The 24,948-nt window shown below is 51.4% G+C and carries 26 protein-coding genes and 2 tRNA genes; 27 read left to right on the forward strand and 1 reads right to left on the reverse strand.

Annotation, left to right across the window (positions count from 1 at the left end; genetic code table 11):
• Nucleotides 1-230: 230 nt before the first annotated feature.
• From KI811_RS13875 to rsmA, 7 genes are all read left to right on the forward strand, one after another.
• Nucleotides 231-1,292, forward strand: a complete 1,062-nt coding sequence (locus KI811_RS13875; RefSeq protein ID WP_214187074.1) for a sensor domain-containing diguanylate cyclase — start codon at nt 231-233, stop codon at nt 1,290-1,292.
• Nucleotides 1,289-2,623: a right-handed parallel beta-helix repeat-containing protein gene (locus tag KI811_RS13880; RefSeq protein WP_214187075.1), complete on the forward strand. Its 1,335-nt coding sequence runs from the start codon at nt 1,289-1,291 to the stop codon at nt 2,621-2,623. Before KI811_RS13875 ends, KI811_RS13880 begins: the two co-directional genes overlap by 4 nt.
• Nucleotides 2,624-2,648: 25 nt before the next feature.
• The gene (locus KI811_RS13885) at nt 2,649-3,794 is read left to right on the forward strand and encodes an aminotransferase class V-fold PLP-dependent enzyme (RefSeq protein ID WP_214187076.1); all 1,146 of its coding nucleotides are present in this window, start codon (nt 2,649-2,651) and stop codon (nt 3,792-3,794) included.
• A 77-nt stretch (nt 3,795-3,871) separates the two neighbouring features.
• Nucleotides 3,872-4,141 carry a hypothetical protein gene (locus KI811_RS13890; protein ID WP_214187077.1) on the forward strand — a complete coding sequence of 90 codons (270 nt, stop codon included), beginning with the start codon at nt 3,872-3,874 and terminating at the stop codon, nt 4,139-4,141.
• Between the two features lie 66 nt (nt 4,142-4,207).
• Entirely contained in the window at nt 4,208-5,527 is a 1,320-nt protein-coding gene (locus tag KI811_RS13895; protein WP_214187078.1) for a PhoH family protein, read from the forward strand.
• The gene (gene tsaD / locus KI811_RS13900; RefSeq protein WP_214187079.1) at nt 5,527-6,552 is read left to right on the forward strand and encodes a tRNA (adenosine(37)-N6)-threonylcarbamoyltransferase complex transferase subunit TsaD; all 1,026 of its coding nucleotides are present in this window, start codon (nt 5,527-5,529) and stop codon (nt 6,550-6,552) included. The genes KI811_RS13895 and tsaD overlap by 1 nt, the downstream gene beginning before the upstream one ends.
• Complete coding sequence (rsmA, locus tag KI811_RS13905) at nt 6,549-7,376, forward strand: 16S rRNA (adenine(1518)-N(6)/adenine(1519)-N(6))-dimethyltransferase RsmA (RefSeq protein WP_214187080.1); 828 nt, start codon at nt 6,549-6,551, stop codon at nt 7,374-7,376. The genes tsaD and rsmA overlap by 4 nt, the downstream gene beginning before the upstream one ends.
• Before the next feature lie 53 nt (nt 7,377-7,429).
• Here the strand turns inward: rsmA and KI811_RS13910 are convergent, their stop codons facing one another.
• Nucleotides 7,430-7,930 (reverse strand): Ros/MucR family transcriptional regulator, encoded by a 501-nt coding sequence (locus KI811_RS13910; protein ID WP_214187081.1) that lies wholly within the window; start codon nt 7,928-7,930, stop codon nt 7,430-7,432.
• Nucleotides 7,931-8,120: 190 nt separating this feature from the next.
• On the opposite strand from KI811_RS13910, the gene KI811_RS13915 reads away from it, so the two are divergent.
• The 20 genes from KI811_RS13915 (at nt 8,121) to KI811_RS14010 (ending at nt 24,913) form a co-directional block, all read left to right on the forward strand.
• Entirely contained in the window at nt 8,121-8,324 is a 204-nt protein-coding gene (locus tag KI811_RS13915; RefSeq protein ID WP_214187082.1) for a 4Fe-4S dicluster domain-containing protein, read from the forward strand.
• A 99-nt stretch (nt 8,325-8,423) separates the two neighbouring features.
• Nucleotides 8,424-9,482 carry a 3-methyl-2-oxobutanoate dehydrogenase subunit VorB gene (locus KI811_RS13920; RefSeq protein WP_214187083.1) on the forward strand — a complete coding sequence of 353 codons (1,059 nt, stop codon included), beginning with the start codon at nt 8,424-8,426 and terminating at the stop codon, nt 9,480-9,482.
• Nucleotides 9,483-9,557: 75 nt separating this feature from the next.
• Nucleotides 9,558-10,301: a thiamine pyrophosphate-dependent enzyme gene (locus tag KI811_RS13925; RefSeq protein ID WP_214187084.1), complete on the forward strand. Its 744-nt coding sequence runs from the start codon at nt 9,558-9,560 to the stop codon at nt 10,299-10,301.
• 41 nt (nt 10,302-10,342) lie between these two features.
• Nucleotides 10,343-10,897, forward strand: coding sequence for a 2-oxoacid:ferredoxin oxidoreductase subunit gamma family protein (locus KI811_RS13930; protein WP_214187085.1), 555 nt, complete (start codon nt 10,343-10,345; stop codon nt 10,895-10,897).
• A gap of 58 nt (nt 10,898-10,955) precedes the next feature.
• A tRNA-Gln gene (locus tag KI811_RS13935) sits at nt 10,956-11,030 on the forward strand.
• Between the two features lie 62 nt (nt 11,031-11,092).
• Nucleotides 11,093-11,167 (forward strand) — tRNA-Glu (locus tag KI811_RS13940).
• Nucleotides 11,168-11,369: 202 nt separating this feature from the next.
• Nucleotides 11,370-12,452, forward strand: a complete 1,083-nt coding sequence (gene gmd / locus KI811_RS13945) for a GDP-mannose 4,6-dehydratase (RefSeq protein ID WP_214187086.1) — start codon at nt 11,370-11,372, stop codon at nt 12,450-12,452.
• Nucleotides 12,445-13,410 carry a GDP-L-fucose synthase gene (fcl, locus tag KI811_RS13950; RefSeq protein WP_214187087.1) on the forward strand — a complete coding sequence of 322 codons (966 nt, stop codon included), beginning with the start codon at nt 12,445-12,447 and terminating at the stop codon, nt 13,408-13,410. Before gmd ends, fcl begins: the two co-directional genes overlap by 8 nt.
• 52 nt (nt 13,411-13,462) lie before the next feature.
• The gene (locus KI811_RS13955) at nt 13,463-14,428 is read left to right on the forward strand and encodes a Gfo/Idh/MocA family protein (protein ID WP_214187088.1); all 966 of its coding nucleotides are present in this window, start codon (nt 13,463-13,465) and stop codon (nt 14,426-14,428) included.
• Nucleotides 14,421-15,086: an acyltransferase gene (locus KI811_RS13960; protein WP_214187089.1), complete on the forward strand. Its 666-nt coding sequence runs from the start codon at nt 14,421-14,423 to the stop codon at nt 15,084-15,086. Before KI811_RS13955 ends, KI811_RS13960 begins: the two co-directional genes overlap by 8 nt.
• A 161-nt stretch (nt 15,087-15,247) precedes the next feature.
• The gene (gene wecB / locus KI811_RS13965) at nt 15,248-16,339 is read left to right on the forward strand and encodes a non-hydrolyzing UDP-N-acetylglucosamine 2-epimerase (RefSeq protein ID WP_214187090.1); all 1,092 of its coding nucleotides are present in this window, start codon (nt 15,248-15,250) and stop codon (nt 16,337-16,339) included.
• 119 nt (nt 16,340-16,458) lie between these two features.
• The gene (locus KI811_RS13970; protein ID WP_214187091.1) at nt 16,459-17,622 is read left to right on the forward strand and encodes an oligosaccharide flippase family protein; all 1,164 of its coding nucleotides are present in this window, start codon (nt 16,459-16,461) and stop codon (nt 17,620-17,622) included.
• 154 nt (nt 17,623-17,776) lie between these two features.
• Entirely contained in the window at nt 17,777-18,235 is a 459-nt protein-coding gene (locus KI811_RS13975) for an acyltransferase (protein ID WP_214187092.1), read from the forward strand.
• Nucleotides 18,236-18,243: 8 nt separating this feature from the next.
• Nucleotides 18,244-19,149, forward strand: coding sequence for a glycosyltransferase family protein (locus KI811_RS13980; RefSeq protein ID WP_214187093.1), 906 nt, complete (start codon nt 18,244-18,246; stop codon nt 19,147-19,149).
• A 73-nt stretch (nt 19,150-19,222) separates the two neighbouring features.
• Nucleotides 19,223-20,470 carry a glycosyltransferase family 4 protein gene (locus KI811_RS13985; protein WP_214187094.1) on the forward strand — a complete coding sequence of 416 codons (1,248 nt, stop codon included), beginning with the start codon at nt 19,223-19,225 and terminating at the stop codon, nt 20,468-20,470.
• Nucleotides 20,471-20,512: 42 nt separating this feature from the next.
• Nucleotides 20,513-21,760: an O-antigen ligase family protein gene (locus KI811_RS18920; RefSeq protein WP_214187095.1), complete on the forward strand. Its 1,248-nt coding sequence runs from the start codon at nt 20,513-20,515 to the stop codon at nt 21,758-21,760.
• Complete coding sequence (locus KI811_RS13995) at nt 21,760-22,881, forward strand: N-acetyl sugar amidotransferase (protein WP_281415217.1); 1,122 nt, start codon at nt 21,760-21,762, stop codon at nt 22,879-22,881. Before KI811_RS18920 ends, KI811_RS13995 begins: the two co-directional genes overlap by 1 nt.
• Nucleotides 22,881-23,885: a glycosyltransferase gene (locus KI811_RS14000; RefSeq protein WP_214187097.1), complete on the forward strand. Its 1,005-nt coding sequence runs from the start codon at nt 22,881-22,883 to the stop codon at nt 23,883-23,885. Before KI811_RS13995 ends, KI811_RS14000 begins: the two co-directional genes overlap by 1 nt.
• A gap of 22 nt (nt 23,886-23,907) precedes the next feature.
• A complete protein-coding gene (gene hisH, locus KI811_RS14005) occupies nt 23,908-24,540 on the forward strand; it encodes an imidazole glycerol phosphate synthase subunit HisH (protein WP_214187098.1) in 633 nt (210 codons plus the stop codon).
• Complete coding sequence (locus tag KI811_RS14010) at nt 24,533-24,913, forward strand: HisA/HisF-related TIM barrel protein (protein WP_214187099.1); 381 nt, start codon at nt 24,533-24,535, stop codon at nt 24,911-24,913. Before hisH ends, KI811_RS14010 begins: the two co-directional genes overlap by 8 nt.
• The last annotated feature ends 35 nt before the right edge of the window (nt 24,914-24,948 follow it).

Genomic DNA, 24,948 nt, shown 5'->3' on the forward strand with positions numbered 1-24,948 from the left:
GTGAATGATGCAGTTTAAAGGCTGTTTGCCATATATGTTGTGGTGCCGCAAAAGAATATCCACAATATCTATGGTCTGTCAAGGGGTAAAAAAAATTGACCTAACGGGTTGATTCAACAAGGCATTACTCCATCGGCCGATTTGCTGCGCGTGCAGGTGGGGTGCCGGCAATTTACATTCCTGAGGTTTTGTGCTAGTTTTTTTTATTTTTCTGGCGGACGGAACAGACCATGGAACATAGCTTGAAATGCACCATTGAGCTGCTCGAAGAGGAAGTCAGCGCCCTCAGGGAGCTGATTGAGGTGGCGAGGACGGTGGTTTCCACCCTCGAACTCGATCAGGTCCTCCTGGAGATACTGACCAGCGCGATGCGCTTTGCCGACGCCTCCGCCGGGAGCATTGTCCTCTACGACACCGTTCAGGGGGGACTGACTCTCCACGCCCACCAGGGGTTTACCCCCGAATTCGTCTTGGCCGAGCGGTGGGAAATCCGCCCCGGAGGGGTCACTGAACGGGTTGTCTCCGGTGGAGAGATCCTGTTTGTCAACGACACCGAAGATTCCACCCTCCTTGTCGACCCCATTGTCATCAGGGAGGGGATCAGATCCCTGGCCTGCATTCCCCTCAAAGTGCAGAGCCGGCTTGTGGGCATTCTCTACCTGTGCGATTTTGTCCCCCGGGAGTTCGATCGGGAGAGAATGAAACTTCTGGACGTTCTCGCCTCCTTTGCCGCCATGGCCATCGACAACGCTCAGCTCCATGAACGGACCCGGCTCATGGCCATAACCGACGCCCTGACCGGTCTGTACAACCGTCGCTACTTCCAGCAGATGTTCAGCCGGGAACTGAACCGGGCCAAGCGTTACGGTAACCCCCTCTCACTGATCATGATGGACGTTGATGACTTCAAGAAGTTCAATGATACCTATGGACATCCCCTTGGCGACAAGCTCCTGGGGAGCATGGGGGATATTCTCTCGGAGGCGTTGCGCAATACCGATTTTGCCTTTCGCTACGGAGGCGAGGAGTTTATCGTGCTCTTGCCGGAAACCGACTTTTCCAGCGCGCTCCATGTTGCGGAGCGGCTCCGGGAGTCCGTGGAACAGAAGAGTGTCGACGAAATGCGAGGGATCGCTCTCAATGCCGTAACCGTAAGCGTCGGCGTGGTCTCCTATCCCCAGGACGGCGAGACCTGCGACGACCTCCTCAATGGCGTGGATGAACTCCTCTATCGGGCCAAGGAGTATGGCAAAAACAGGGTCTACTACCGGAGTATGGGAGAAACATCATGAGGCGCTCCACAATGGCGACCATAAGGATGCCGTTGGCTCTCTCCGTTTTGCTCTGGATGGCGGCATTCCTCGGTGGGTGCGGGACGGTTTCGGAACTTTTCGCCCGGGGGAAGACCCTTGTTTCCCCTTCCGCGCAGGTATCGGTGCCTGCCGGTGCGTCCGCTGCGGCCGTTGTCAAGGCGGAGTCTCCTCCGGTTCCGCTTGCGCCCTCTCCCGAAAACAAACCGTCCGTCGTTCCTCCCCAAGTGATTTCGGCACTTCCGGGGATATCACGCATCACACCTCGGATGGACGTGCCGCTAGAGCGGTCATACAATGATGCCGTTCTGACCGAGGACACGGTCTGGAGCGGCGAGGTATTTGTGGAAGGCTCACTCACTGTGGCGCCGCAGACGACCCTCACCCTTGAGCCGGGGACCGTCGTCCGTTTCAGGCGGACGGTTCCGGGGGATGGAGCCGGTCCGCTCCTCCTGGTTCAGGGGAGGCTCGTGGTCCGCGGAAACGCCGATGCGCCGGTCCGCTTCACGACCAGCTTTCCCGATCCCCTGGCTGGCGAGTGGCAAGGGATCATCCTGCTCGGCAGCGAGAAGAAAAACCTCCTTGAGCAGTGCCGCATTGAGGGTGCGGCTGCCGGCATCGATGCATCCTTTTCCTCCGTGACCCTCAAGCAGGTCACCTTTGCCGCCTGCGGAACCGGCGCCCGGTTTCAGGACTCCATCGTCACGGTCAGTGGCGGCGAAGCTTCGGACAATGCTGTCGGCATGGAACTCGTCGAGAGCGAGTCGGATATCCGTGACATGGTGGTACGCGGCAATCGCCTTGGCATAACGGTGCGTGGCGGCTCCCTTCTCCTGGAAGGGGCCGGTTTGACGGATAACCGGGAAGCCGGGTTAACCGGAGCCGCGTCCCGGCTCAGCATCTCCGGCACTTTTTCCCAGGGAAACGGCATCGGCATTGTCCTCACCGACTGCGAAGGAAAGGTGACGGGTGCGCGGATCGCGGAGAACCGCCACGTGGGGATTCACCTTGTCCGGTCCCGGGTTCGGGTTTATGGCAACGAAATTGTGTCCAACGCTGGCATCGGTCTGCGGGTCGAGGATGGACAGGGTGTCGCGTGGGGGAACGCCTTTTCGGGCAATGGCCGCTTCGATATCGAAAACGCGGGACGTGAAGATTTTAGAGCAATTGCCAACTGGTGGGGTGATCCCTCCCCGCCGCTGGACATGCGTCTTGACCACCAGGCTCAGGACCCTGCCAGGGGAAGGATTTTCGTGAACCCGGTGCTCAAGGCGCGGCCGTATTTCCCGGCCTTGAATTCCGTTGCTAAATAGCTGACGTCATGGTAGCTTTTTCCTAATGTCGCTTTATCTAGATAATGCAGCAACGTCGTATCCCAAGCCTGAACCGGTCTATGAAGCGGTGAACAGGGCCATGCGTGACGTGGGGGTCAGCCCGGGCAGGGGAGGGTACCGTCGCGGCATTGAGGCGAGCCGTCTTCTCTTTGAAACGCGGGAGTCGGTGGCAGCCCTCTTCGGCATCGGCGATTCGTCGCGGGTGGTCTTCACCCATAGTGCCACCGAGGCCCTCAATCTGGCGGTGCTGGGGCTTGTGGGACCCGGCGACCACGTGGTTACCACCTCGGCGGAACATAATTCGCTCGTCCGCCCGCTCCATCTTGCCGGGCAGCGCGGAGTCGAGATCTCCTGGATCGAGGCTGATCGTCGCGGGTTTGTCACCCCGGACCAGATCGCTGCCGCCATCCGCCCTTCGACGCGGCTCATTGCCCTTGCCCACTGCTCCAACGTGACCGGCGCCATCCAGCCTGTCGCGGAAATTGCCGCCGTGGCCCGTCGCGCAGGAGTTCTCATCCTTGTGGATACTGCCCAGAGCGCGGGGATGATTCCCCTTGACGTTTCGAGCATGGGGATCGATCTTCTGGCAGCGCCGGGGCACAAGGGGCTCATGGGTCCCCAGGGGACCGGTGTTCTCTGTGTGGCCGAGGGTGTGGAACTGGAGCCGCTTTTTGTCGGGGGGACGGGGGGGTATTCGTCGGGAGTGGAGCAGCCCGACGCCATGCCCGAACGGTTAGAGAGCGGAACCCACAATCTGCCGGGGATCGCCGGTCTCGGGGCGGGTGTCGATTTCATCCGTGCCGTGGGACTGGAAGTGATCCGGAAGCGGGAAGAGGAACTGGTCGCCTGTCTCATGGATGGGCTCGGAGTGCTGCCGGGAGTAATCTGTCACGGACCATTGCCGGACGAGCCGCGGGGGGGGCTCGTGAGTTTCACGGTGGAGGGAATCGACCCCCAAACCATCGGCTTCCGGCTCGACCAGGAGTTCGACATCTGCGTGAGGGTAGGGCTCCACTGCGCCCCTGCCGCCCACCGGACCATCGGCACCTATCCCGGCGGCGCGGTCAGGGTGAGCCCTGGCTACTTCACCACGGATGAAGAGATCGGTGCCTTTCTCCGGGCGATGGGGAAGATTATCAGCTCCCCGTGAATCCCCTTTCAGTACGGTTATGTCTGTCCACCATCATAATGACTCTTTCGATAACCATGATCGTCAAAGGGGAATATATGAATAAGCGATTCCTTGTTGCACTCTGCCTCATAGTGGCATGCCTCGCCGGATGTTCGCTCCCCCCCGAGAAGCCGGTGACCAAGGACGAACTCTACGCAACGGGTATCTATAACTTTTACACCATCAAGGAATCGCCCGAGAGCGTCCTTGCGGCGATCAACCGCGAGGGAGAGGTGATCCTCGACGCCAAGTACCGTGACAGGCCGGTCTTTATCAAGATTCTCGCTCTTTCCTCGGGCCTTCAGGTGCATGTCATCGAAAAATAGCATCCGACCCGCGGGCGGGCATGTAGCGCATTGTCTCTAAACTCCATCCACGAAAGAGAAACCTCGATGAAAAACTTCGTACTCGATACCAACGTCCTCCTCTACGACCCCCAGGCAATTTTCAAGTTTGAAGAAAACAACATCATCATCCCCATTACGGTCATCGAAGAGGTGGACCGCTTCAAGAAGGACATGAACGAGACGGGGCGCAACGCCCGCCAGGTCTCTCGTTATCTGGACGACATGCGCAAGATTGGGTCACTCTCCTCGGGCATCACCCTCGAGAGCGGTGGCATGCTCCGGGTCGAGATGTACGACGAGAAGATCATGAAGCGGCTCCCTCCCGAGTTGCGTGAGGAGCGGGGGGACAACCGGATTCTGGCGGTGGCCGTCAAGATTCTGGAAGAGAACGAAGGTACGCCCGTCGTGTTCGTCACCAAGGATACGAACCTGCGGATCAAGTCCGATGCCATCGGCCTCAAGGCCGAGGATTACGAATCGGATAAGGTCGACATCGAAGAGCTCTACCCCGGTTTCACCGAGATCGACGTGGCGGCCGATACCGTTGACCGGTTCCATGGCCAGGGGTGGGTGGAGTTGCCCGGACAGACCTTCTTTCCGAACCAGTGCATTAACCTTCGGGATGAAGCGAACCCTTCCCATACTGCCCTCGGCAAGTACCGGGTCGGGGATGGAAAAATCACTCCCCTCATCAAGACCGGCAAGGAGGGGGTCTGGAGCATTTTCCCCCGCAACCGGGAGCAGGCCTTTGCCTTCGATCTCCTGCTCGACGACTCCATCAAGCTCGTGACCCTCGTGGGGAAGGCCGGTACCGGCAAGACGCTGCTGGCCATTGCTGCGGGCCTCCACAAGACCGCCGAGGAGAACGTCTTCAACCGCCTTCTCGTCTCCCGGCCCGTCTTTCCCATGGGGCGCGACCTGGGCTTTCTCCCCGGAGACATCGAGGAGAAGCTCGCCCCCTGGATGCAGCCCATCTTCGACAACGTGGAACTTCTCCTGTCGGGGCATGAGGCCGAGAAGCGCCACAGCAAGGGGTATAAGGAGCTCATGGCCATGGGGATCATGGAAATCGAGCCCCTCACCTACATCCGGGGTCGCTCCATACCGAACCAGTTCATGATCGTCGACGAGGCCCAGAACCTCACACCCCACGAGATCAAGACCATCATCACCCGGGCGGGGGAGGGGACCAAGATCGTCCTCACCGGCGACCCCTACCAGATTGACAACCCCTACGTGGATGCCTCGTCCAACGGCCTCACCTACGTGGTGGAACGCTTCAAGGAGCAGGCAATCGCCGGCCATGTCACCATGACCAAGGGCGAGCGCTCCGACCTGGCGGAACTGGCGGCGAATCTGCTGTAATGCTTCTTCTCACCATCGAAACATCCTGCGACGAAACCGCCGCTGCGGTGGTCCGCGACGGGCGCACGGTGCTGTCGAGCATCGTTGCGTCCCAGGTGAAAGACCATGCCGTCTACGGCGGGGTTGTTCCCGAGATCGCTTCCCGCAAACATCTGGAGAGTATCCCGGTCGTCATCGACGAAGCCCTCCGCACTGCATCGGTCTCCCTCGACGCCATCGAGGGGGTCGCCGTTACCCAGGGGCCTGGACTGGCCGGGGCACTTCTGGTGGGTACCGCCGTTGCCAAGGCCATCGCCTTTGCCCGCCGGTTGCCCATCGTGGGGGTGAACCACATCGAGGGGCACCTCTCGGCCATCTTTCTGGAGCGGGAGGTGGCGTTCCCCTTCGTGGCCCTCGCCGTCTCGGGGGGGCATACCCATCTCTACCGGGTCGACGGCATCGGCCGCTACACCACCCTCGGCCAGACCCGCGACGACGCTGCCGGTGAGGCCTTCGACAAGGTTGCAAAGCTCCTGGGTCTTTCCTATCCGGGCGGGGTGGAGATCGACCGCCTTGCCGCCGAGGGGGACCCAACCAGGATTCCCTTTCCCCGGCCGCTCCTCCATGACGGCAGCTTCAACTTCAGCTTCAGCGGACTCAAGACCGCGGTTCTGAACTATGTCCGAAAGAATCCGGTACAGGGGGACGGCCAGCAACTCCGGGACCTCTGCGCCTCGTTTCAACGGGCCGCCTGCGACGTGCTCGTGACGAAAACGCTCCTTGCCGCAGAGACTGAGGGGATCGGTCGGATTGTGGTTGCCGGCGGCGTTGCCTGCAACAGCGCCCTGCGCCGCGACATGGCCCGGGAGGCTGCTGACAGGGGAATCGAGCTCGCCATCCCTTCGCCTTCCCTCTGTAGCGATAACGCCGCCATGCTGGCGGTTCCCGGTGATTTCTACCTTTCCCGGGGGATCAGCGACGGCCTCTCCCTGGACGCCCTGGTAAACTGGCCCCTGGATACGATCCGGACGAGGCTGGAGTCGTGAGAGGGGAGGGGATTCGCGCCCGCAAGGCGCTGGGGCAGAACTTTCTCGTGGACCGCAATATTCTCGGACGGATCGCGGACATCGTAGAAATCGGGCCAGACGACCGCATTCTGGAAGTGGGGCCGGGTAAAGGCGCCCTCACCGAGATGCTGGCTCGTCGATGCGCGCGCCTTGTGGCGGTGGAGCTGGACACGCGGCTCGTGCCGGTACTTCGCCAGGCCTTTCGGGACAATCCGCGAGTGGAGATCGTCCACGGCGACATTCTGGAGATCGACCTGCGCGACCTCCTGGCTTCTGAAGGTGGAGAACGGTGGAAGGTGGCAGCCAATCTCCCCTACAACATATCCACGCCGGTCCTCTTTGCGTTTCTCGACAACCGCGATCTCTTTTCCCGCCTGGTTCTCATGCTTCAGAAGGAAGTGGGCGACCGCCTCGCCGCCTCGCCGGGGACCAAGGATTACGGCATCCTGTCGGTCTTTTTCCAACTGCATTTCGATGTGGTGCGGGAAATGATCGTCAGGCCAGGTTCGTTCCATCCCGTGCCGAAAGTGGACTCGGCCGTCCTGAGCTTCGTCCCCCTCGAAAAGCCCCGGGTGGTTGTGGGAGACGAGCAGTATTTCCGCCGCCTCGTGAAAGGGGCTTTCTCCATGCGGCGAAAAACCCTCTGGAACTGTCTGAAAAGTGCCGGCCTGGGGCTTTCCGGGGAACAGTTGTCTGAAGCCCTTGCAGAGTGCGGAATAGGGCCGGGGAGGCGGGGTGAGACCCTGAGCCTTGACGAGTTTGCGGCCCTTTCCCGGGCCATGATGACATTGGGGGGGAAATAGAAAAGCCGCCCGGAGAGGACGGCTTTCACCGTTGAAGAGTGGAAAATGGCGAGTTAGGCCTTTTTCTTTCGCGGCGCTCCCTTTGGCTTTACCGGCTTCTCGGCGGGTGCCCCCTTCTTTTCCTGGATCTTGGCAGCCCTTACTGCGCGAGCCTTGGCCAGATTGTCGGCAAGCCCCCGCTCTTGGGCCATTTTCTTGCGCGCTTCGGAGAACTTCTTGGCAGTCAGGGCCTGGGAGGACGGAATGTTGAACTGCTTCCGGTATTCCCTCGGTTTCATGTCATGGACCTGGGCCAGATGGCGGGTGAGGGTCTTCATCCCTCCTTTGCCGCAGATCATGCAGACGACCTGATCTGCCTGGAAAGCCTTCTTGAGACTGATGGCGGGAGCCTTGGTCTCTTCTGCCGGCGCGGTCTCGGGCGCGCCTCCTTCAAGCTGCTGCAGAGTCGTGTACACTTTCTGAATTTCCTGTACCAGTTCCTCGGTGGAAAGTTCTGACATAGCAGCGTGTGAAGAGACAATGCTTGCCGTTAATTCCAACAGTGTCGAAGCCATCCGGTTTCCCTCCCTTTTTCAATGAAAAAGTTAATGACGTTATGTAATCTTGTAACGTGAACATTGATGGAAATCAAGCGGCAAATCGCATTTTTACAGAATAAATTACAATTGACGCTCCTTGTAGGATTCTGTTAGGTTTGTATCGTTACCCGAATGCCGAAAATTTTGTGTGAAAGGAAAGCCTGTCATGGCGTACATTGAGATAGACGAATCGCGCTGCAAGGGGTGTGGCCTGTGCACGCTCGCCTGTTCGAGAAAGCTTGTAATGATGAGCGACACCGCCAATAAACAGGGGTATGTGACTGCTGTTGCAACCCGCCAGGATCAGTGCACCGGTTGTTCTCTCTGTGCGGAGATCTGTCCCGATGTTGCTATTGTGGTATTCAAGTGATATCGGGCCAATTATTTGCATACGCATGCAGCGAAGTTTTGATTTGTCCCGAAAGATTTCTGTCAGACCGTTTTTTCTGATTCATTCACGGAGGTTGCTTTGACAAAGCGTCTGTTCATGAAGGGGAACGAAGCCCTTGCCATGGCCGCCATTGAGGCCGGGTGCCGCTACTACTTCGGCTATCCCATCACCCCCCAGAGCGATATCCCCGAATACATGTCGCGGGAACTCCCCAAGCTCGGCGGCGAATTCATCCAGGCCGAGAGCGAGGTCGCTTCCATCAACATGCTTCTCGGAGCCTCGGCCACCGGCGTGCGGGCCATGACCTCGTCGTCCAGTCCCGGCATTTCCCTTAAACAGGAGGGGATTTCCTATATGGCCGGCGCGGAGTTGCCCGGGGTGATCGTCAATATCTGCCGGTCGGGCCCGGGGCTCGGCGGCATCGACGCCTCCCAGGCCGACTACTTTCAAGCGGTCAAGGGGGGAGGGCATGGCGGCTATCACATCATCGTCCTTGCCCCGGCGTCGGTCCAGGAGATGTATGACCTGACCATGCTCGCCTTCGACCTCGCTGACATCTACCGGATGCCGGCGATGATACTCGGCGATTCCGTCGTCGGCCAGATGAAGGAGCCGGTCGTTCCCAACAAACGCCCCGAGCGGAACCTGCCCCCTAAGGACTGGGTCGTCCGCGGCAAGGGGGACGGCGAACAGCGGGTCGTGAAGTCGCTCTATTTGGGGGACGGCGAGTTGGAGGCCCACAACTGGAAGCTTCACGCCCGGTACGGGGAGTTGAAAGCAAAAGAAGCCCGCTGGGAAGAGTTCATGCTCGACGATGCCGAGCTTGTCGTCACCGCCTTCGGTTCGGCCGCCCGCATCGCCAAGAGTGCCGTCATGGCCGCCCGCGACAAGGGTCTCAAGGTGGGGCTGCTGCGTCCGATAACCCTTTACCCATTCCCAGAGAAAGGCTTCCGCGCCGCAACTGATCGGTGCAAGAAAGTGCTCGACATCGAGCTCAACACCGGCCAGATGGTGGAGGACGTCCGTCTCTCCATAGCCCGCGACGCAGAGGTATTCTTCTACGGCAGGCCCCCGGGGGCCGGCTCTCTCCCCACTCCCGAGGAGTTGCTGGAACAGATCACTAAACACTATGTATAGGGGGTATCGCCGGGGCGATCTGATTGACGGTTTCTACCGGTCCCCGGTCCCTGATCCCCGATCCCGAGGTTTTTAATGCAACAGGTCTTCAAAAAACCGGTAAGTCTCAAGGATGTCCAGACCCACTTTTGCCCTGGCTGCCATCATGGCACCTTTCACCGTCTCGTGGCCGAGGCCATGGACGAGTTCGGTGTCCAAAAAAGGACCATCGGCGTCGCCTCGGTGGGGTGCTCGGTCTTTCTTTACGGTTACTTCGACATCGATGTGGTCGAAGCCCCTCACGGTCGGGCTCCGGCGGTGGCCACCGGCGTTAAGCGTGCCCGACCCGACGCCTTTGTCTTCACCTACCAGGGTGACGGCGACCTGGCCGCCATCGGCACCTCCGAGATCATTCACGCCGCCAACCGGGGCGAGGACATGACGGTCATCTTCGTCAACAACACCACCTATGGCATGACCGGTGGCCAGATGGCCCCCACTACCCTTGTGGGGCAGAGAACCTCAACCTCTCCCTACGGGAGGAACCAGGGGAAGGATGGCGCTCCCATCAGGATGGCCGAACTCCTTGCCCAACTCGAGGGAGTTGCCTTCTCGGCCCGGGTGGCGGTCAACAATCCCAAGAACCTCATGGACGCCAAGCGGCAGATCAAGAAGGCGTTCCGGTACCAGGCGGAGGGGAAAGGGTTTTCGTTCATCGAAGCCCTCTCGTCTTGCCCAACCAACTGGGGGATGGACCCGATCAAGGCAAACGAGCGCGTCGGTACTGAAATGTGCGCCTATTTTCCGCTTGGAGTATTCAAGAACGCCGCTGAATTCTAGTAGATGCGGCAATCCATAGACTTGCAAGGAGTTGTGTCCCCATGCGTCATGACGTGTTTATTTCCGGTTTTGGCGGCCAGGGAGTTCTCCTGGCCGGAAACCTCCTTGGTTACGCAGCAATGGAGGAGGGGAAGAACGTGTCCTTTTTCCCCTCCTACGGGGTCGAAAAGCGCGGCGGCGCTGCCATGTGCACCGTTGTCATCGCCGACGGCGAGGTAGGCTCGCCGGTCGTCGGCAACCCGTCAGTCTCCGTCATCCTTAACCAGACGTCCTTCGATAAATACGCCTCCCGGGTGAAGCCGGGAGGCGTCTGCATCGTCAACAGCTCTCTCGTGGAGATGGGCGACTTTTCGCGTTCGGATATCGAACTGATCCCCATCCCCATGAACGAAATTGCCATGCAGTTGGGAGATCTCCGGATGGTCAATATGGTGGCCGTGGGGGCCTACGCCGCAAAGACCGGTGCCGTATCGCTGCAATCCCTTGAAGAGGCTCTGCGCGAGACGCTCCCCGAGCGCAATCACCGATTCATTCCGGCAAACGTCAGGGCCATCGAAGCCGGTGCGCAGCGGAGCGGAAGTCCACTTTCGAAATAATCTAAAAAAACCGTTGACAGGGTTCGGGATCGTTTGCTATAAGGATGATCCTTGCTCTTGGGGTGTCGCCAAGCGGTAAGGCACCGGATTTTGATTCCGGCATTCCCAGGTTCGAATCCTGGCACCCCAGCCACTACCAACACATGCAAGCGAGGGTGGAAGATAATCCGGCGCAGCACGAAGTAATATAGTTTTGGTCCCATCGTCTAGCGGTTAGGACACCGGCCTTTCACGTCGGTAACAGGGGTTCAAGTCCCCTTGGGATCACCATACGAAGCGGCAATCCTTTTTGAAGGGTTGCCGCTTTTTTTTGTCCTTATAGTGCACTGTACAGGCACAATCCCCTTTAATTTTCCTGCGGCGTCTGCTATTGTTACTACCTTGAAATTCCAAGGCTTAAAGACAAAATCGTCTTCGCTTTGGATTGATCAATCTTATAGAGCAATGTTTCAGCAATGGAGTCGGATGCAAAATGAAAAAAGCCCTCATCACCGGTATTACCGGTCAGGACGGAGCATACCTCGCTGAACTGTTACTGGAAAAAGGGTACGAGGTCCACGGCATCAAACGCAGAGCCTCCCTTTTCAATACCGATCGGATTGACCATCTGTACCAGGACCCACACGAAACAGGGCGGCGTTTCGTCTTGCACTACGGCGACATGACCGATTCCACCAACTTGATACGAATCATTCAGTCGGTTCAGCCCGACGAGATTTACAATCTGGCCGCACAATCCCACGTGGCGGTATCGTTTGAAACTCCGGAATACACTGCCAATGCCGATGCCATCGGTCCCTTGCGGATCCTCGAAGCGATTCGCATCCTCGGCCTGGAAAAGAAGACCCGCTTTTACCAGGCATCAACGTCCGAACTCTATGGTCTGGTTCAGGAAACCCCCCAGAAAGAAACGACCCCCTTCTACCCCCGCTCTCCCTATGCCGTCGCCAAGCTGTACGCCTACTGGATCACCGTCAACTACCGCGAGGCCTACGGTATCTATGGCTGCAATGGCATCCTGTTCAATCACGAATCACCGGTGAGGGGGGAAACCTTCGTCACCCGCAAAATTACCCGCGCCCTGGCCCGCATCAAGCTGGGGCTTCAGGATTGCCTCTATCTGGGCAACCTTGACGCAAAGCGCGACTGGGGGCATGCCAGGGATTACGTTGAAATGCAGTGGCTCTTGATGCAGCAGGATGAGCCTGAAGACTGGGTCATTGCCACCGGCATCCAGTACAGTGTCCGTGACTTTGTCAACGCCGCCGCCGAAGAATTGGGGATGAAGATAGCATGGCAAGGGGCGGGAATCGATGAGACCGGAACCGATCACTCCGGCAAGGTCATAGTCAAGGTCGATCCGCGCTATTTTCGCCCCACCGAGGTGGAGACCCTCCTGGGCGACGCGACCAAGGCCAGGGAGAAACTCGGATGGGCTCCCAAAATCAGCTTCAGGGAACTGGTGTCCGAGATGGTGCGCGAGGACCTGAAAGCCGCCGAACGTGACGAGTTGGTAAAGAAACACGGCTACAAGGCGTTTGACCACCATGAATAAGGATTCGAGAATCTTCGTTGCCGGATCCCATGGGCTCGTAGGTTCTGCACTTGTAAGGCAACTGCGGTCCCGGGGGTATGTCAATCTCTTGCTTCCCGAGAAGAGGGAGCTTGACCTGGCCAATCAGCAGGCCGTGGCAGACTTCTTTGCTAGTCAAAAACCTGACTACGTTTTCCTGGCAGCTGCAAAAGTTGGCGGCATCCATGCCAACAACACCTATCCCGCGGATTTCATCTACATCAACCTGATGATTCAGAATAACGTCATTCACCACGCCTGGCTGAACGGCGTCAAACGGATGCTCTTCCTCGGCTCATCCTGCATCTATCCGAAGCACGCGCCGCAGCCCATGAAAGAGGAGCATCTCCTGACCGGGCCCCTGGAACCCACCAACGAGCCCTACGCCATAGCGAAAATTGCCGGCATCAAGATGTGCGAATCCTACAACCGGCAATATGGCACCAAATTTGTAGCAGTCATGCCTACAAATCTCTATGGCCCCGGCGACAACTTCCACCCGGAGAACAGCCATGTCCTCCCCGCGCTGATTCGGCGGTTCCACGACGCCAGGAGGCAGAACGCTTCATCGGTTGTTGTCTGGGGAAGCGGCACACCTCGCCGGGAACTGCTCTATGTTGATGACATGGCCGCAGGCTGTCTTTATGTCATGGAACTGACTGATGATCAGCTTGCTTCGGAGCTGTTGAGCTACCCCAAGCCGTGCTTCGTGAATCTCGGCACGGGGCATGATGTCACCATCCGCGAACTGGCCGAAACGGTCCGTAATGTTGTCGGGTTTTCCGGCGACTTGGTATTCGATACGTCGAAACCCGACGGAACTCCCCGCAAGCTTCAGGACGTATCCCGGATGCACGGTCTAGGATGGCGGCACAGGGTGGAGCTTGAGGAGGGAATTAGGCGGACGTATCAGTGGTATGTGGAAAATGTTGTAGGGTGAAGAAGTCACCTGTGTTTCCCTATCTTTCTTGATGTGAGAGGATTACGTTCTTATGAAAAATTTTGCCATTATTGGAACAGGTGGTTACATCGCACCTCGCCACCTTAAAGCTATCAAGGAGACAGGGAATACTCTCGTTGCCGCCATGGATGTCAACGATTCGGTAGGTATACTCGACCGCTTCTTTCCTGAAGTCCCTTTTTTCACGGAGTTTGAGCGCTTCGATCGTTATGCGGAGAAGATCCGCCGGCATATGATCGAAAAGCGAATTGATTACGTAACGGTTTGCTCGCCAAACTATCTCCATGACGCCCATATCCGGTTTGCTCTCCGTATAGGCGCCCATGCCATCTGCGAGAAGCCGCTGGTTCTGAACCCCTGGAATCTGGATGCTCTGCAGGAACTTGAGCAGGAGAGCGGCCGCCGGGTACATACCATCCTTCAGCTTCGAGTCCATCCGTCGCTAGTTGCGTTGCGCGATGCCCTTGTGCAGGAAAACAAGACAGATAAGTACGATGTGGTATTAACCTACATTACCTCCCGCGGTCCTTGGTATATGTCCTCCTGGAAAGGAAACCTGGAGCGCTCGGGTGGCGTGGCGACCAATATCGGCATTCACTTCTTCGATCTCCTTATCTGGCTTTTCGGTGCAGTGGAATCAAGTGAAGTACATTACTCCGATTCCCGCAAGACGGGAGGATATATTGAGCTGGAGCGCGCCAGGGTACGGTGGTTCCTTTCCATAGATCGTAATGACCTGCCGGATACTGCTACTGAGTGCGGTCTTTCAACTTTTCGCTCAATAACGGTGGATGGTAAAGAGGTGGAATTCTCTGAGGGATTCACTGATCTTCACACCGTGGTATATCAGGAGACATTAGCAGGTCGGGGTTTTGGTATTGAGGATGCCCGTCCTTCCATTACCCTTGCCCACCAGATTCGTAATGCTCACACAACGGGTGTCACTGAGCATTCCCATCAGTTCCTCCAACATGCCAAGGAGTTTACAGATGTCTGATTACTTTGTTCATGAATCGTCCTACGTCGATGAAGGCGCCGAGGTCGGCAACGGAACCAAAATCTGGCACTTTTCCCACATTCTTTCCGGTGCGAAAATTGGCGAGCGCTGTAGCTTTGGACAAAACGTTTCTATTGCAGGCGGAACGGTCGTCGGTAATAACGTTAAGGTTCAGAATAATGTCTCCATTTACGAGGGGACAATTATTGAAGATGATGTTTTTCTCGGACCTTCGTGCGTATTGACTAATGTCACAAATCCCCGCTCCCAGGTTTTGCGCCGAGCCTTATACGAAAAGACATTACTCCGCCGTGGTTGTTCCATTGGTGCCAATGCAACGATTGTCTGCGGTATCACTATCGGTCGTTACGCTTTTGTTGCCGCAGGTGCTGTTGTGGTCAAAGATGTGCCTGACTATGCTCTCATGGTTGGGGTTCCAGCTCGACAGAAGGGATGGATGAGTCGTCACGGTCATTTGTTGAATAACCATGACACAACAGGAGTCATGACTTGCCCGGAAAGTGGTCTGCGCTACAAGGAAGTGTCGGGGCGACTAAGCTGTCTTGACCTTGACGAGGACGCGCCGTTGCCCGAAGAGATGGCGATTGGCAAGGTTTTCTATGATCAGTTCAAAAGAGGGGCGTCAATTGGAACATAAACGTGTACCAGTTGTGGTTGAAGATTGATGCAGTCTGTATTCTAGCTTTTGGCAGAAGGAAGACTAAGAGATATTGTAACGGGTGTTTTAGTTTGCCGATGCATCCGTCCTTATGAAGAAGAACAGGCTCGTATAGTCGGTAAGCTAAAGGAGGCGATTTGTTGAAGATTGTAACTATAGTTGGTGCCCGTCCTCAATTTATCAAGGCAGCTGCTGTCAGTCGCGAAATTGTTAAACATCCAGAAATTCGTGAAATCATTGTCCACACTGGCCAGCACTTTGATGTCAACATGTCAGATGTTTTCTTTAATGAGATGGACATTCCTCGTCCAGACTATTATTTGGATATTAACTCGATGGCGCACGGCGCTATGACCGGTCGGATGCTGGAGAAGATTGAAGAGGTGCTTAATAAAGAAGTGCCCGATTTTGTAATGGTATATGGAGATACAAACTCCACATTGGCCGGCGCTTTGGCAGCCAAGAAGGCCCTCATCAAGGTTGTTCACGTGGAAGCTGGACTGCGAAGCTTCAACATGCATATGCCTGAGGAAATAAATCGAATTCTGACGGATCGAATAAGCGACATACTATGTTGCCCGACAGATAAATCCATTGAAAACCTAACTAATGAGGGGTTCAAAAAATTTCCATGTCAAATTAAGAAAACAGGCGATGTCATGCAGGATGCAGCACTTTTCTATGGTGCCTTTTCTGCTGAGAAATCGACTATCATGAGATTGCATGGTTTGGAAGAAAACGATTTCACTCTTTGCACCTTGCACAGAGCTGAGAACACTGACAATCATAACAAGATGGCTTCTATTTTGGACGCATTGAATCAAATTTCTCAAGAAATGAAAATAGTTATGCCACTCCATCCACGCACTAGAAAGATCATTGAATCTCTTGACATCAACTTAAATTTTGTACCAATAGCTCCGGTTGGTTATTTCGATATGATTGAATTGCTTAAACATACGAAATTTGTTCTTACGGACAGTGGTGGTCTCCAGAAAGAGGCGTATTTTTTCAATAAACCTTGCATAACCCTACGGGAAGAAACGGAATGGGTAGAGTTGGTAGAAGCGGGTGTGAATCAACTCGTAGGTAGTGATACTGAGGTCATATTAACTAAATATGCCGATCTGAAGTGCCATATTCCTGTTTTTACCAACAATCTTTATGGCTGTGGTAATGCTAGTAAACAAATTGTTGATATCCTCCTCGCGGATAATCCAGTTTTTGTCTAATGAAAATAATTAACTGCATAACAGAACCTTTTCGTAGAGAGACACTATTTTCGCACGCTTTATCCCTAATTAGTGGGTCTGCTGGTGCTCAGTTGATATCTTTAACTTCGATGTTGATATTGACACGTCTGTACCAACCTAGTGAATTTGGCGAATTTACCATTTTTATGGCATGGAGTGGTTTCCTTACCGTGATTGCTACAGGTAGATATGAAATGGCAGTGATGCTTCCTAAGAGAGAGGTGGAAGCCGCTAATATAATCGGTCTCTGCGCATTTGTCGCTGTAGTTTTTTCTTGCATAATTATGATTATAGTAATGACAATATATTTTTTAAATAAAATAGGATTTATCCATGTTTTTCATAGCTGGTTATTTTTTATTCCACTTTCCGTTTTATTCGCTGGATTTTATCAAACCCTTATTAATTGGATGAGCCGAAATAAGTCATTCGGATTGGTAGCAACAAACAGAATGCTACAAGCTATCGTTGTCTCATTGCTAAGTATTTTATTTGCATATCTAACTATTGGTTCGTATGGGTTAATACTTGGCTCAGTGATTGGTCAGATGGTTGCGACAGTTTTCTTATACTTCAAAGCACCAATACAATTTGGTCAAATAAAGAAACAAATTACTATCCACAGGATGAGGACGCTTGCCATAAGGCATAAGGATTTCCCTCAAATCAATTCGTTACACGTGATTATCGATTCTATTAAAGCGAGCGTTATTCCAATTTTGATAGGCAATAATTTTGGAGCGTCAGCTTTAGGTCATTTTTCTTTTGCTGTGCGTATAGTTCAAGCTCCATTAGGCATCATCGGGTCGTCTATTGCTCAAGTTTTATTTCAAAGAGTGTCTCAACAATATTCAAACGAACAAGACTCAATGCCAACTATTAATAATATATTACTTAAATTGGCCAAGACAGCCTTACCTCTCTTTCTATTAATTGCATTGTTTGCTCCAGGTATATTTGTTTTTTTGTTTGGTGAAAAATGGCGAGAAGCTGGAATTTATGCGGTTATCATGACCCCTTGGATGGCTGCGGGCTTTTTTGCTTCAGTGTTATCTTTGTTGCCTATAGTGTTTAATCAACAGAAAAAAGTATTTTTACTTGCACTTGTGGGAAACAGCTTAATGCTTTTGTCGATATTGATTGGTACGTACTATTGGAACGAAATACGCTCTGCACTCATCCTTTGGTCATTGTTGCTAACAGTTTATATGCTTTATGTTATTTATTGGACATATAGGCTTGTCAAATATCAGAGAGGTTAGCGTGTTTAGGTTACTACTTTTATTTAAAACTGTGCTTATTCGCTGGATGAGCAAAATTTGTGTACCTAAAATGATCTGGTCATACAAAAGATATGATGGCCGCATACTTACAAATACCCGAATTAGTAGCTCGACTTATATTGGAACTCCATCAATGTTCGAAATTGAGGATAATGTATTCATCGGGCATTTTAATGTGCTTGATGCTTCTGGGGGATTATATATAGAATATGGGTGCCAATTAACTAATTTTATAACAGTACAGACACATTCGAGCCATATATCAATTAGGCTTTGTGCTTCAAACTATGTAGACATTAAAGATCCAATTGGGTACGTGAAGGGAACGGTTCACATAGGTAAGTTCACTTTTGTTGGCCCACATTCTACGATAATGCCTGGAACAACAATCGGGAAGGGTTGTATTGTTTCTGCGCACAGCTATCTGAGCGGAAACTACCCCGATTTTTCAGTTATCAGGGGGATACCAGCCAAGGTGGTTGGAGATACCCGGGATATAGATAAATCTTTTTTACAAAATCATCCTGAGTTGAACAGGGATTATCGTGAATGGACGATAGGTTCTGCTGATTCTGAATCATTTCAAGCTTAGGGAGGGTTATGAACGTTATCATTACTGGATTACCCTTTTTCGCGAATAAAATCGCAAATGGCCTATCTAAGTTCAACCATCAGGATCATTACAAATTCGTAAACATCGATGGAAGTCTAGTTGATAAGTTTAACTATATAGCTAACCTTGTTAAGGCTGATCTGCTGTATATAATTGGCGGAGATAATAAATTCGGCTTTACGCTATTTTTTGCCTTTTTGCTGCGTAAGAGAATTGTAATGCACTGGGTAGGAACTGATGTGTTGGTCGCAAGAGAAAATTTTCAGGCAGGTAAATCCAGCCAATTTCTTGTGAAATACAGCAGGCATTTATGTGAGGCAGGATGGATTCAGCAAGAACTTCGAGAGATCGGTATTGATGCAAAAGTCGCGCAGATAGCTTGTATTGAGCTTGCGCCCGAATCTGAACTTTCGTTTCCAAACGAATTTTCAATACTTACTTACATAGGGCGAGGCAGGGAAGATTTTTACGGAATGAAGAAAATCATCGAAATTGCCCGCACCTTCCCAGATATTGCAATACGTGTTATTGGAATTGACTCGTATTGGTCTGAAGAGGAACTTCCCGCGAATATTCAACTGGTGGGGTGGGTTGATGACACGCGTGAGGAGTTTCTGAGATGTGTAGTGTATCTGAGATTGACAGAGCATGATGGTTTGTCGTTTTCTGTTCTGGAGGCGCTTTCGTTTGGGCGGTATGTAGGGTATTCCTATGAGGTCGAAGGTGTTAGGCAAGTAACGGACCACGCTTCCCTTGTTAATTTTATCAAAGAACATCTCAATAATTTTCGCAGAGGGGCACTAGCGATAAATGAATTAGGCCGTAATGCTATCCAGCAGTATCATGGAGAATACAAGGTCTATAGCGGATTAATATCGGAGTTCCGATTCTAAGATGACTACCAGCATACATACTATTGTGTAATTAAACACAAAATAGTAAAAATTAAATGGGAGTTGCCTGCAAATGGCTGGTGCGCGCAAGACAATACTATTTTTATCAGCTCTAGATTTCAAAGAAAAGTCGATTCAAGTCATTAGAAAGACCCCGGAGGCTTTTGTGGCATCTGGCTGGCGTGTCATTCATGTTGTCGCCAGAGATGACTCACGTTATGGGAATTACTCGTATGAGAGAGTTATTGATCCGAAGGGAGTTGAAGTTTGCCGTTTTGTGATGCCAATGACTCGCTGTTACGACAGTATAAAGAATAAAGTGTTACGTACAGTCTTTTCCAAGATAAGAAGCTATTTGTCGGTATTTATTATTGCTTCTATTGGATTTCGCCTGATCAAGAAAAACGTAGTTGATGTTGTTTACGGGTATGAAGTCGATGGTGTTCTTGCCGCAAATTTATTAAAGGCCATGGGGTTAATTAGGGGAAAAGTTCTGGTATCTAGATTCCAAGGTACTTTCTTCTATTCATATCTTAGTTCTAAACGGTACCTGAAGGCGTTACTTAACTGGGATCATTTTTTAGCCTTGTATCTTCATGCGGACATTTCCATAATGACTGACGACGGGACTCAAGGTGATAAAGCTCTGATGGCAATACGTTCCCGCAATTTGGAGAATATTCGATTTTGGGTAAATGGCGTGGACCAATTCGAACCGGATACTAATACGTTCAGTACTAAATGGGATATCAAAGAAACCGATACAGTTATGTTGACTGTCTGCCGATTGGAGTCTTGGAAACGAGTTGAACGCGGCATTCAGGTACTGTCTGAACTCGTTCACAGGTTTGGCGTAAAATCTATCTACTATTTCATTGTGGGAGACGGTAGCCAAAAGCAAGATCTACAAAAATTGGCTTCAGAACTCAGAGTGTCGCAACAAATAGTTTTTGTCGGCGCTGTACCTCAAAATGAGGTTAATTTTTTCTTATCACGTGCCGATTTCTATATTTCAACTTATGACTATTCTAATGTAGGAAACCCTCTGCTTGAGGCTATACGTGCAAATAAAGTCATTTTTACTTTGAATAATGGAGATACTGCGTCTTGGATACAGCACTTTCAAAACGGTTTTATCTACGATATTGATTCTGATTTTATTTCTGATATGGCAACTGATATTCACAAGTTACTACTTGAACCAGAATATATTTCCCATATCAAAAACGCGATAAGGAATACTGAGGTAAAGAGGCTTTGGACTTGGCAACAACGATTTGAAGCTGAAGTTAATGCAATAACTGATTTGGTTGTTACTTAACCTATGAAAGTGTCTAGCCACTTCCTTATCAAGGTTTTCTTTGTGTCTGCAACATTAAGCGTAGGAGTTAGTTATGGAAAGATTTATCTGTTTCATCTTGCGTTCGGATTTGTTTTTTTTCTATTTATTTTAGGATATCTTCCAAATCTTAAGTGTAGCAAACCAAGTGTCTACCATAAGATGATGCCACTAATGGTTTGCTGGTTTACCCTATCTATAATTTGGTCTTGGGACCGATGGGCTAGTTTATTATATGTGCTGTATATCCTTGTTGGAGTAGGAATAGTTTTTATAGCCGTCAACTATTCGAAAAATTTAGGTCAACAAGAAAAGATGTTCGGTGCCATTGTTTCTGTATTTATAATTGAACTTGTTGCATGTTTATTAGAATGTACAGGGCATTTCCGTTTACCAATTTCTCCGTATTCGATTTATTCACCTTATTTCGGTAGAGAAATGGGCGTTGATACCTCAATTGAAGAATCCATTTTGGCTACATATTGGAATCTTCCCTGTGGATTTGAATGGAATCCTAATAATTTGGCTGCCAAGATGCTAATCGCTCTGCCATTTTTCCTTTTTTTAAAGAATTCGTGGTGGAGATGGTGTGGGTTGTTGAGCGTGCTGTTGGTCGTGGTGTTCACAGGTTCTCGAGGTGCGGTAATAGCTAGTCTAGTTGTGTTGTCGCTATATTTTATAATTTACGTAAAATTGAATCATCTTTTATTGTTATACAGTTTGTTGGGAGCAACCGTTTCGTTATGTGTTGCTCGCTTCTTAGATTTTCATTTCTTAACTGAAGCAATTCTTGGGTTGTTGGCTTATGTGTCTTGGGACAGTATAAATCATTCAGATTCAATTGGGTTAAGACAGCAATTAATTTTAAATGGATTCAGATCTCTGAAAAGTACCTATGGATTAGGGATTGGTGGTGGTGCTGACTTGAAAATGCAACAGATTTATAACAATACGTATTACGGAAACCATGCTGATAACTTGATTTTAAGTATGCATAACTTTTGGGTCGAACTGTTAGTAAACGGTGGAGCCATATTCTTTCTTTTATTTGTTGTATGGTATCTTATGATGATTCATAAATTGCATTATATCTCAAAGCACTCTTATGACAATCGCTTACAATATTTTGCTTCATCTTCTTGTTTAGCACTGATAGGTTTCTCTTTAGCTGCAATATCGGCTAGTTCTGTAATATATTTTTTCCCTATGTGGTTGTTGTTTGGTTTTTCGATTGCTACTATTAACAACTATCTTAGAATGGAAGCTAAATGATGCAAACATGTACAAGATGTCTTATGGATGAAACAGTACCAAACATCGTATTTGACGATAACGGTTACTGTAACTTGTGTAATGAATATCTTATAAGAGCTCAAAATGAAATTTGGACCCATCCTGATGAGTTGGGAAGTTTAATTGATAGTGTCAAAAAATCGCGCATATCAAAGCAAGATTATGATTGTGTGATGGGAGTTAGTGGTGGCGTAGATAGCTGTTATGCATTAGTAGTTGCAGTACAGAATGGATTAAGGCCTGTCGCAGTACATCTGGATAACGGTTGGAACTCCAATATTGCCGTTAGAGACATTAAGAACCTGCTGGACCGGTTAAAGGTACCGCTCGTTACAGAGGTGCTCGACTGGCAGGGGTTTCGCGATCTACAGGTGGCATTTGTCAAGTCTGGCATACCGAACTGGGAAATACCCACCGACCACATGATCACTGCAACCCTATACCGTATGGCTAAACGTTTTTCAGTGAAATACATTCTCACTGGAGGGAATATGACGTCCGAGGCAATAATGCCGAAATCATGGATGTATGACTCGAGGGATGCAACGCTCATACGATCGATTTGTGCAGAGCATGGCGCATTGTTGCGCGGTCGGATCAACATCATGTCTTTCCTAGAACTTGCTCACGCTGTTTTCATAAAGAAAATAAAATATCTGCCCTTGTTGAACTATGTTCATTACGATAAAGAAGCTGCCAAACAGCTCCTCATCGACAAATTCGGCTGGCAGGATTACGGTGGCAAACACTACGAGTCGATCTTCACGCGGTTTTTTCAGGGATATGTGCTGCCCCTGAAATACAATATCGATAAAAGAAAAGCGTATGTTTCCTGTGCAATAATGGCTGACCAGATCAGCAGGGAGCAGGCAATGAAAATACTCGACGGTCCCCCGATGTGCGAGTCACAGATACGTATCGACCGCTTGTATCTTCTTAAGAAGCTCCGTCTCTCTGACAAGGAGTTCGAGGATATCATGGACGCTCCTAATAAAAGCTATTTCGACTACAGGAACGAGGGCTTTATTTGGGGCTACCGTTCCGGAAAGTCAGGAGTGGTAATGGAGAAAATCAGACGCTTCGCGACCAAGGGGGTGTGATGTCCGTGCCCAGATCCGGCAGTAGGATTCTTCTGATCTATAACTCCAGGGACAGATGGGTAGAAGATGATATCCGGATTCTTAATGAGCGTTACCGAGTCAGTGAGTTGTTCTTCGACAGAAGCTCTTTTGGAAAGTTAATTGTCTTCCTCTTCAGGGCCCTACAGCTGGTGGTGCGGTGTGATGCGGTCGTTTACTGGTTTGCGAGCCACTATGCACTTGTGGCAGCCTTGGTGGCTTTTGTCCTAAGGAAGCCTGTGGCTGGGATTGTCAGCGGGTACGATATGGCCAACCGACCTGACTTGGGGTACGGCCATCTGAGGGGAGGTATCAACCGCTCCGTTGTCACCGCAACCACCAGCCTGAGCAGGTTGCTTTTTGCTGTGTCAGACTTTACCCAGAACGAGGTTAAGAAGAATCTGCCGCAGCAGGCCGGGAAGACTATCTTGTTGCATCATGGTTTTCACCCTCAGACATGCTTTCGTGAGAAGAAAACCTATGTCTTGACCGCATGCGCGGTAACCGGCGAATCGTTGAAACTGAAAGGCTTGGAGCTTTACCTAGCTGTGGCGCAACGTTTTCCTACGGTCCAGTTTGTTGTGGCGGGTAAAATCGACCGGCAGTTTGTTCAATCGATCAATATACCAGACAATGTGATTCTCGCTGGATCTATAAAGGATTTTGCCGATTCGCCGCTTCTGCAGGAGGCAGCTGTCTACATGCAGCTTTCGGAGTATGAATCCTTCGGATGCGCCGTGGCTGAGGCTATGCTGAACGAATGCTACCCGATCGTCACTCGACGAGGCGCTTTGCCTGAGGTGGTCGGACCGTGCGGAGATCTGGTTGAGACAGATGTCGGTGCGATCAGCGCAACATTACAGTCAGTACTTGACAAGAAGCCGTTCCCCTACAAGGAGGCGCGAATACGCATTGAAGAAGTTTTCCCCTATTCCGCTAGGCGTGACAAACTTCTCGCCAGCATGGCGTTGTTGCTGAAGATGTAATACCTATTCCTATGGGAGCTACATGATAACCATTATTAATTACGGCTCCGGAAACGTCCGAGCGATCCAGAACATCTTGGCGCGGTGTGGTTTTTTTTCGAGGATTTCTGACCAACCTGTGGATATCTCAACCGCTACAGCTCTCATCTTACCAGGGGTCGGCCATTTCTCGAACTGCATCAACCGTTTGGACCAGTCCGGTCTGCGCTCCGTACTGCAGGAGAGTGTCACGGGACGAAAAGTTCCCTTGCTTGGGATTTGCGCGGGAATGCAGATCCTTTTCGAGAGAAGCGAAGAAGATCTCTGTGTCGGCAAAGGTCTCGGTTTTCTAAAGGGGACGGTGGTGCGCTTTGGTGACACGGGCAATGCCCGTGCCAGAATACCTAACATCGGTTGGAGAACGGTCAGACTTTCCACCGCAGGTAGAGAGATTTTCGGCATTACAGAATCAAGATTCTATTTTACACATTCCTACCATGCCCCGCTTGAGTCTGATTGTGACACTCTGTTCATCTCCGATAACGGATATGAGTTCACCGCAGGTGTAATGCAGGGGAACATTATGGGAGTTCAATTTCATCCCGAAAAAAGTCATTCATATGGAATTGATTTTTTCACCAGGTATTTTAAGTGGATTGGACATTCAGATGATTGAGAACAGGGCTCGACTGATACCAGCAGTGTCTATACTGGACCGAAGACTGGTCAAAACCACCCGATTCAGGGACCCTCGCTACTTAGGAGATCCCATCAATGCGGTCAGGCTCTACAACGATTTCGAGGTTGATGAGCTCTGTGTTCTGGATATCGGTGCTACTCGTTCCGGAACTATCGATTTCGATTATCTAGAGGAACTTGTTGCCGAGGCATTTATGCCCGTAAGTTACGGAGGCGGGGTCAGTCGTGTCGCTGATGCCGAAAGGCTTGTGCAATTGGGGGTGGAAAAGGTAATTCTTTCTTCCCATGCATTGCTTCGCAGGCAACTTGTTGTCACTGGTAATGCAATAATGGCCCAAAAGCGGGAATGAAAAGTGTACCACCCTGGGACCTATGGTATCCCTCT

The organism is Geobacter hydrogenophilus, from assembly GCF_018501225.1.
Lineage (GTDB): Bacteria > Desulfobacterota > Desulfuromonadia > Geobacterales > Geobacteraceae > Geobacter > Geobacter hydrogenophilus.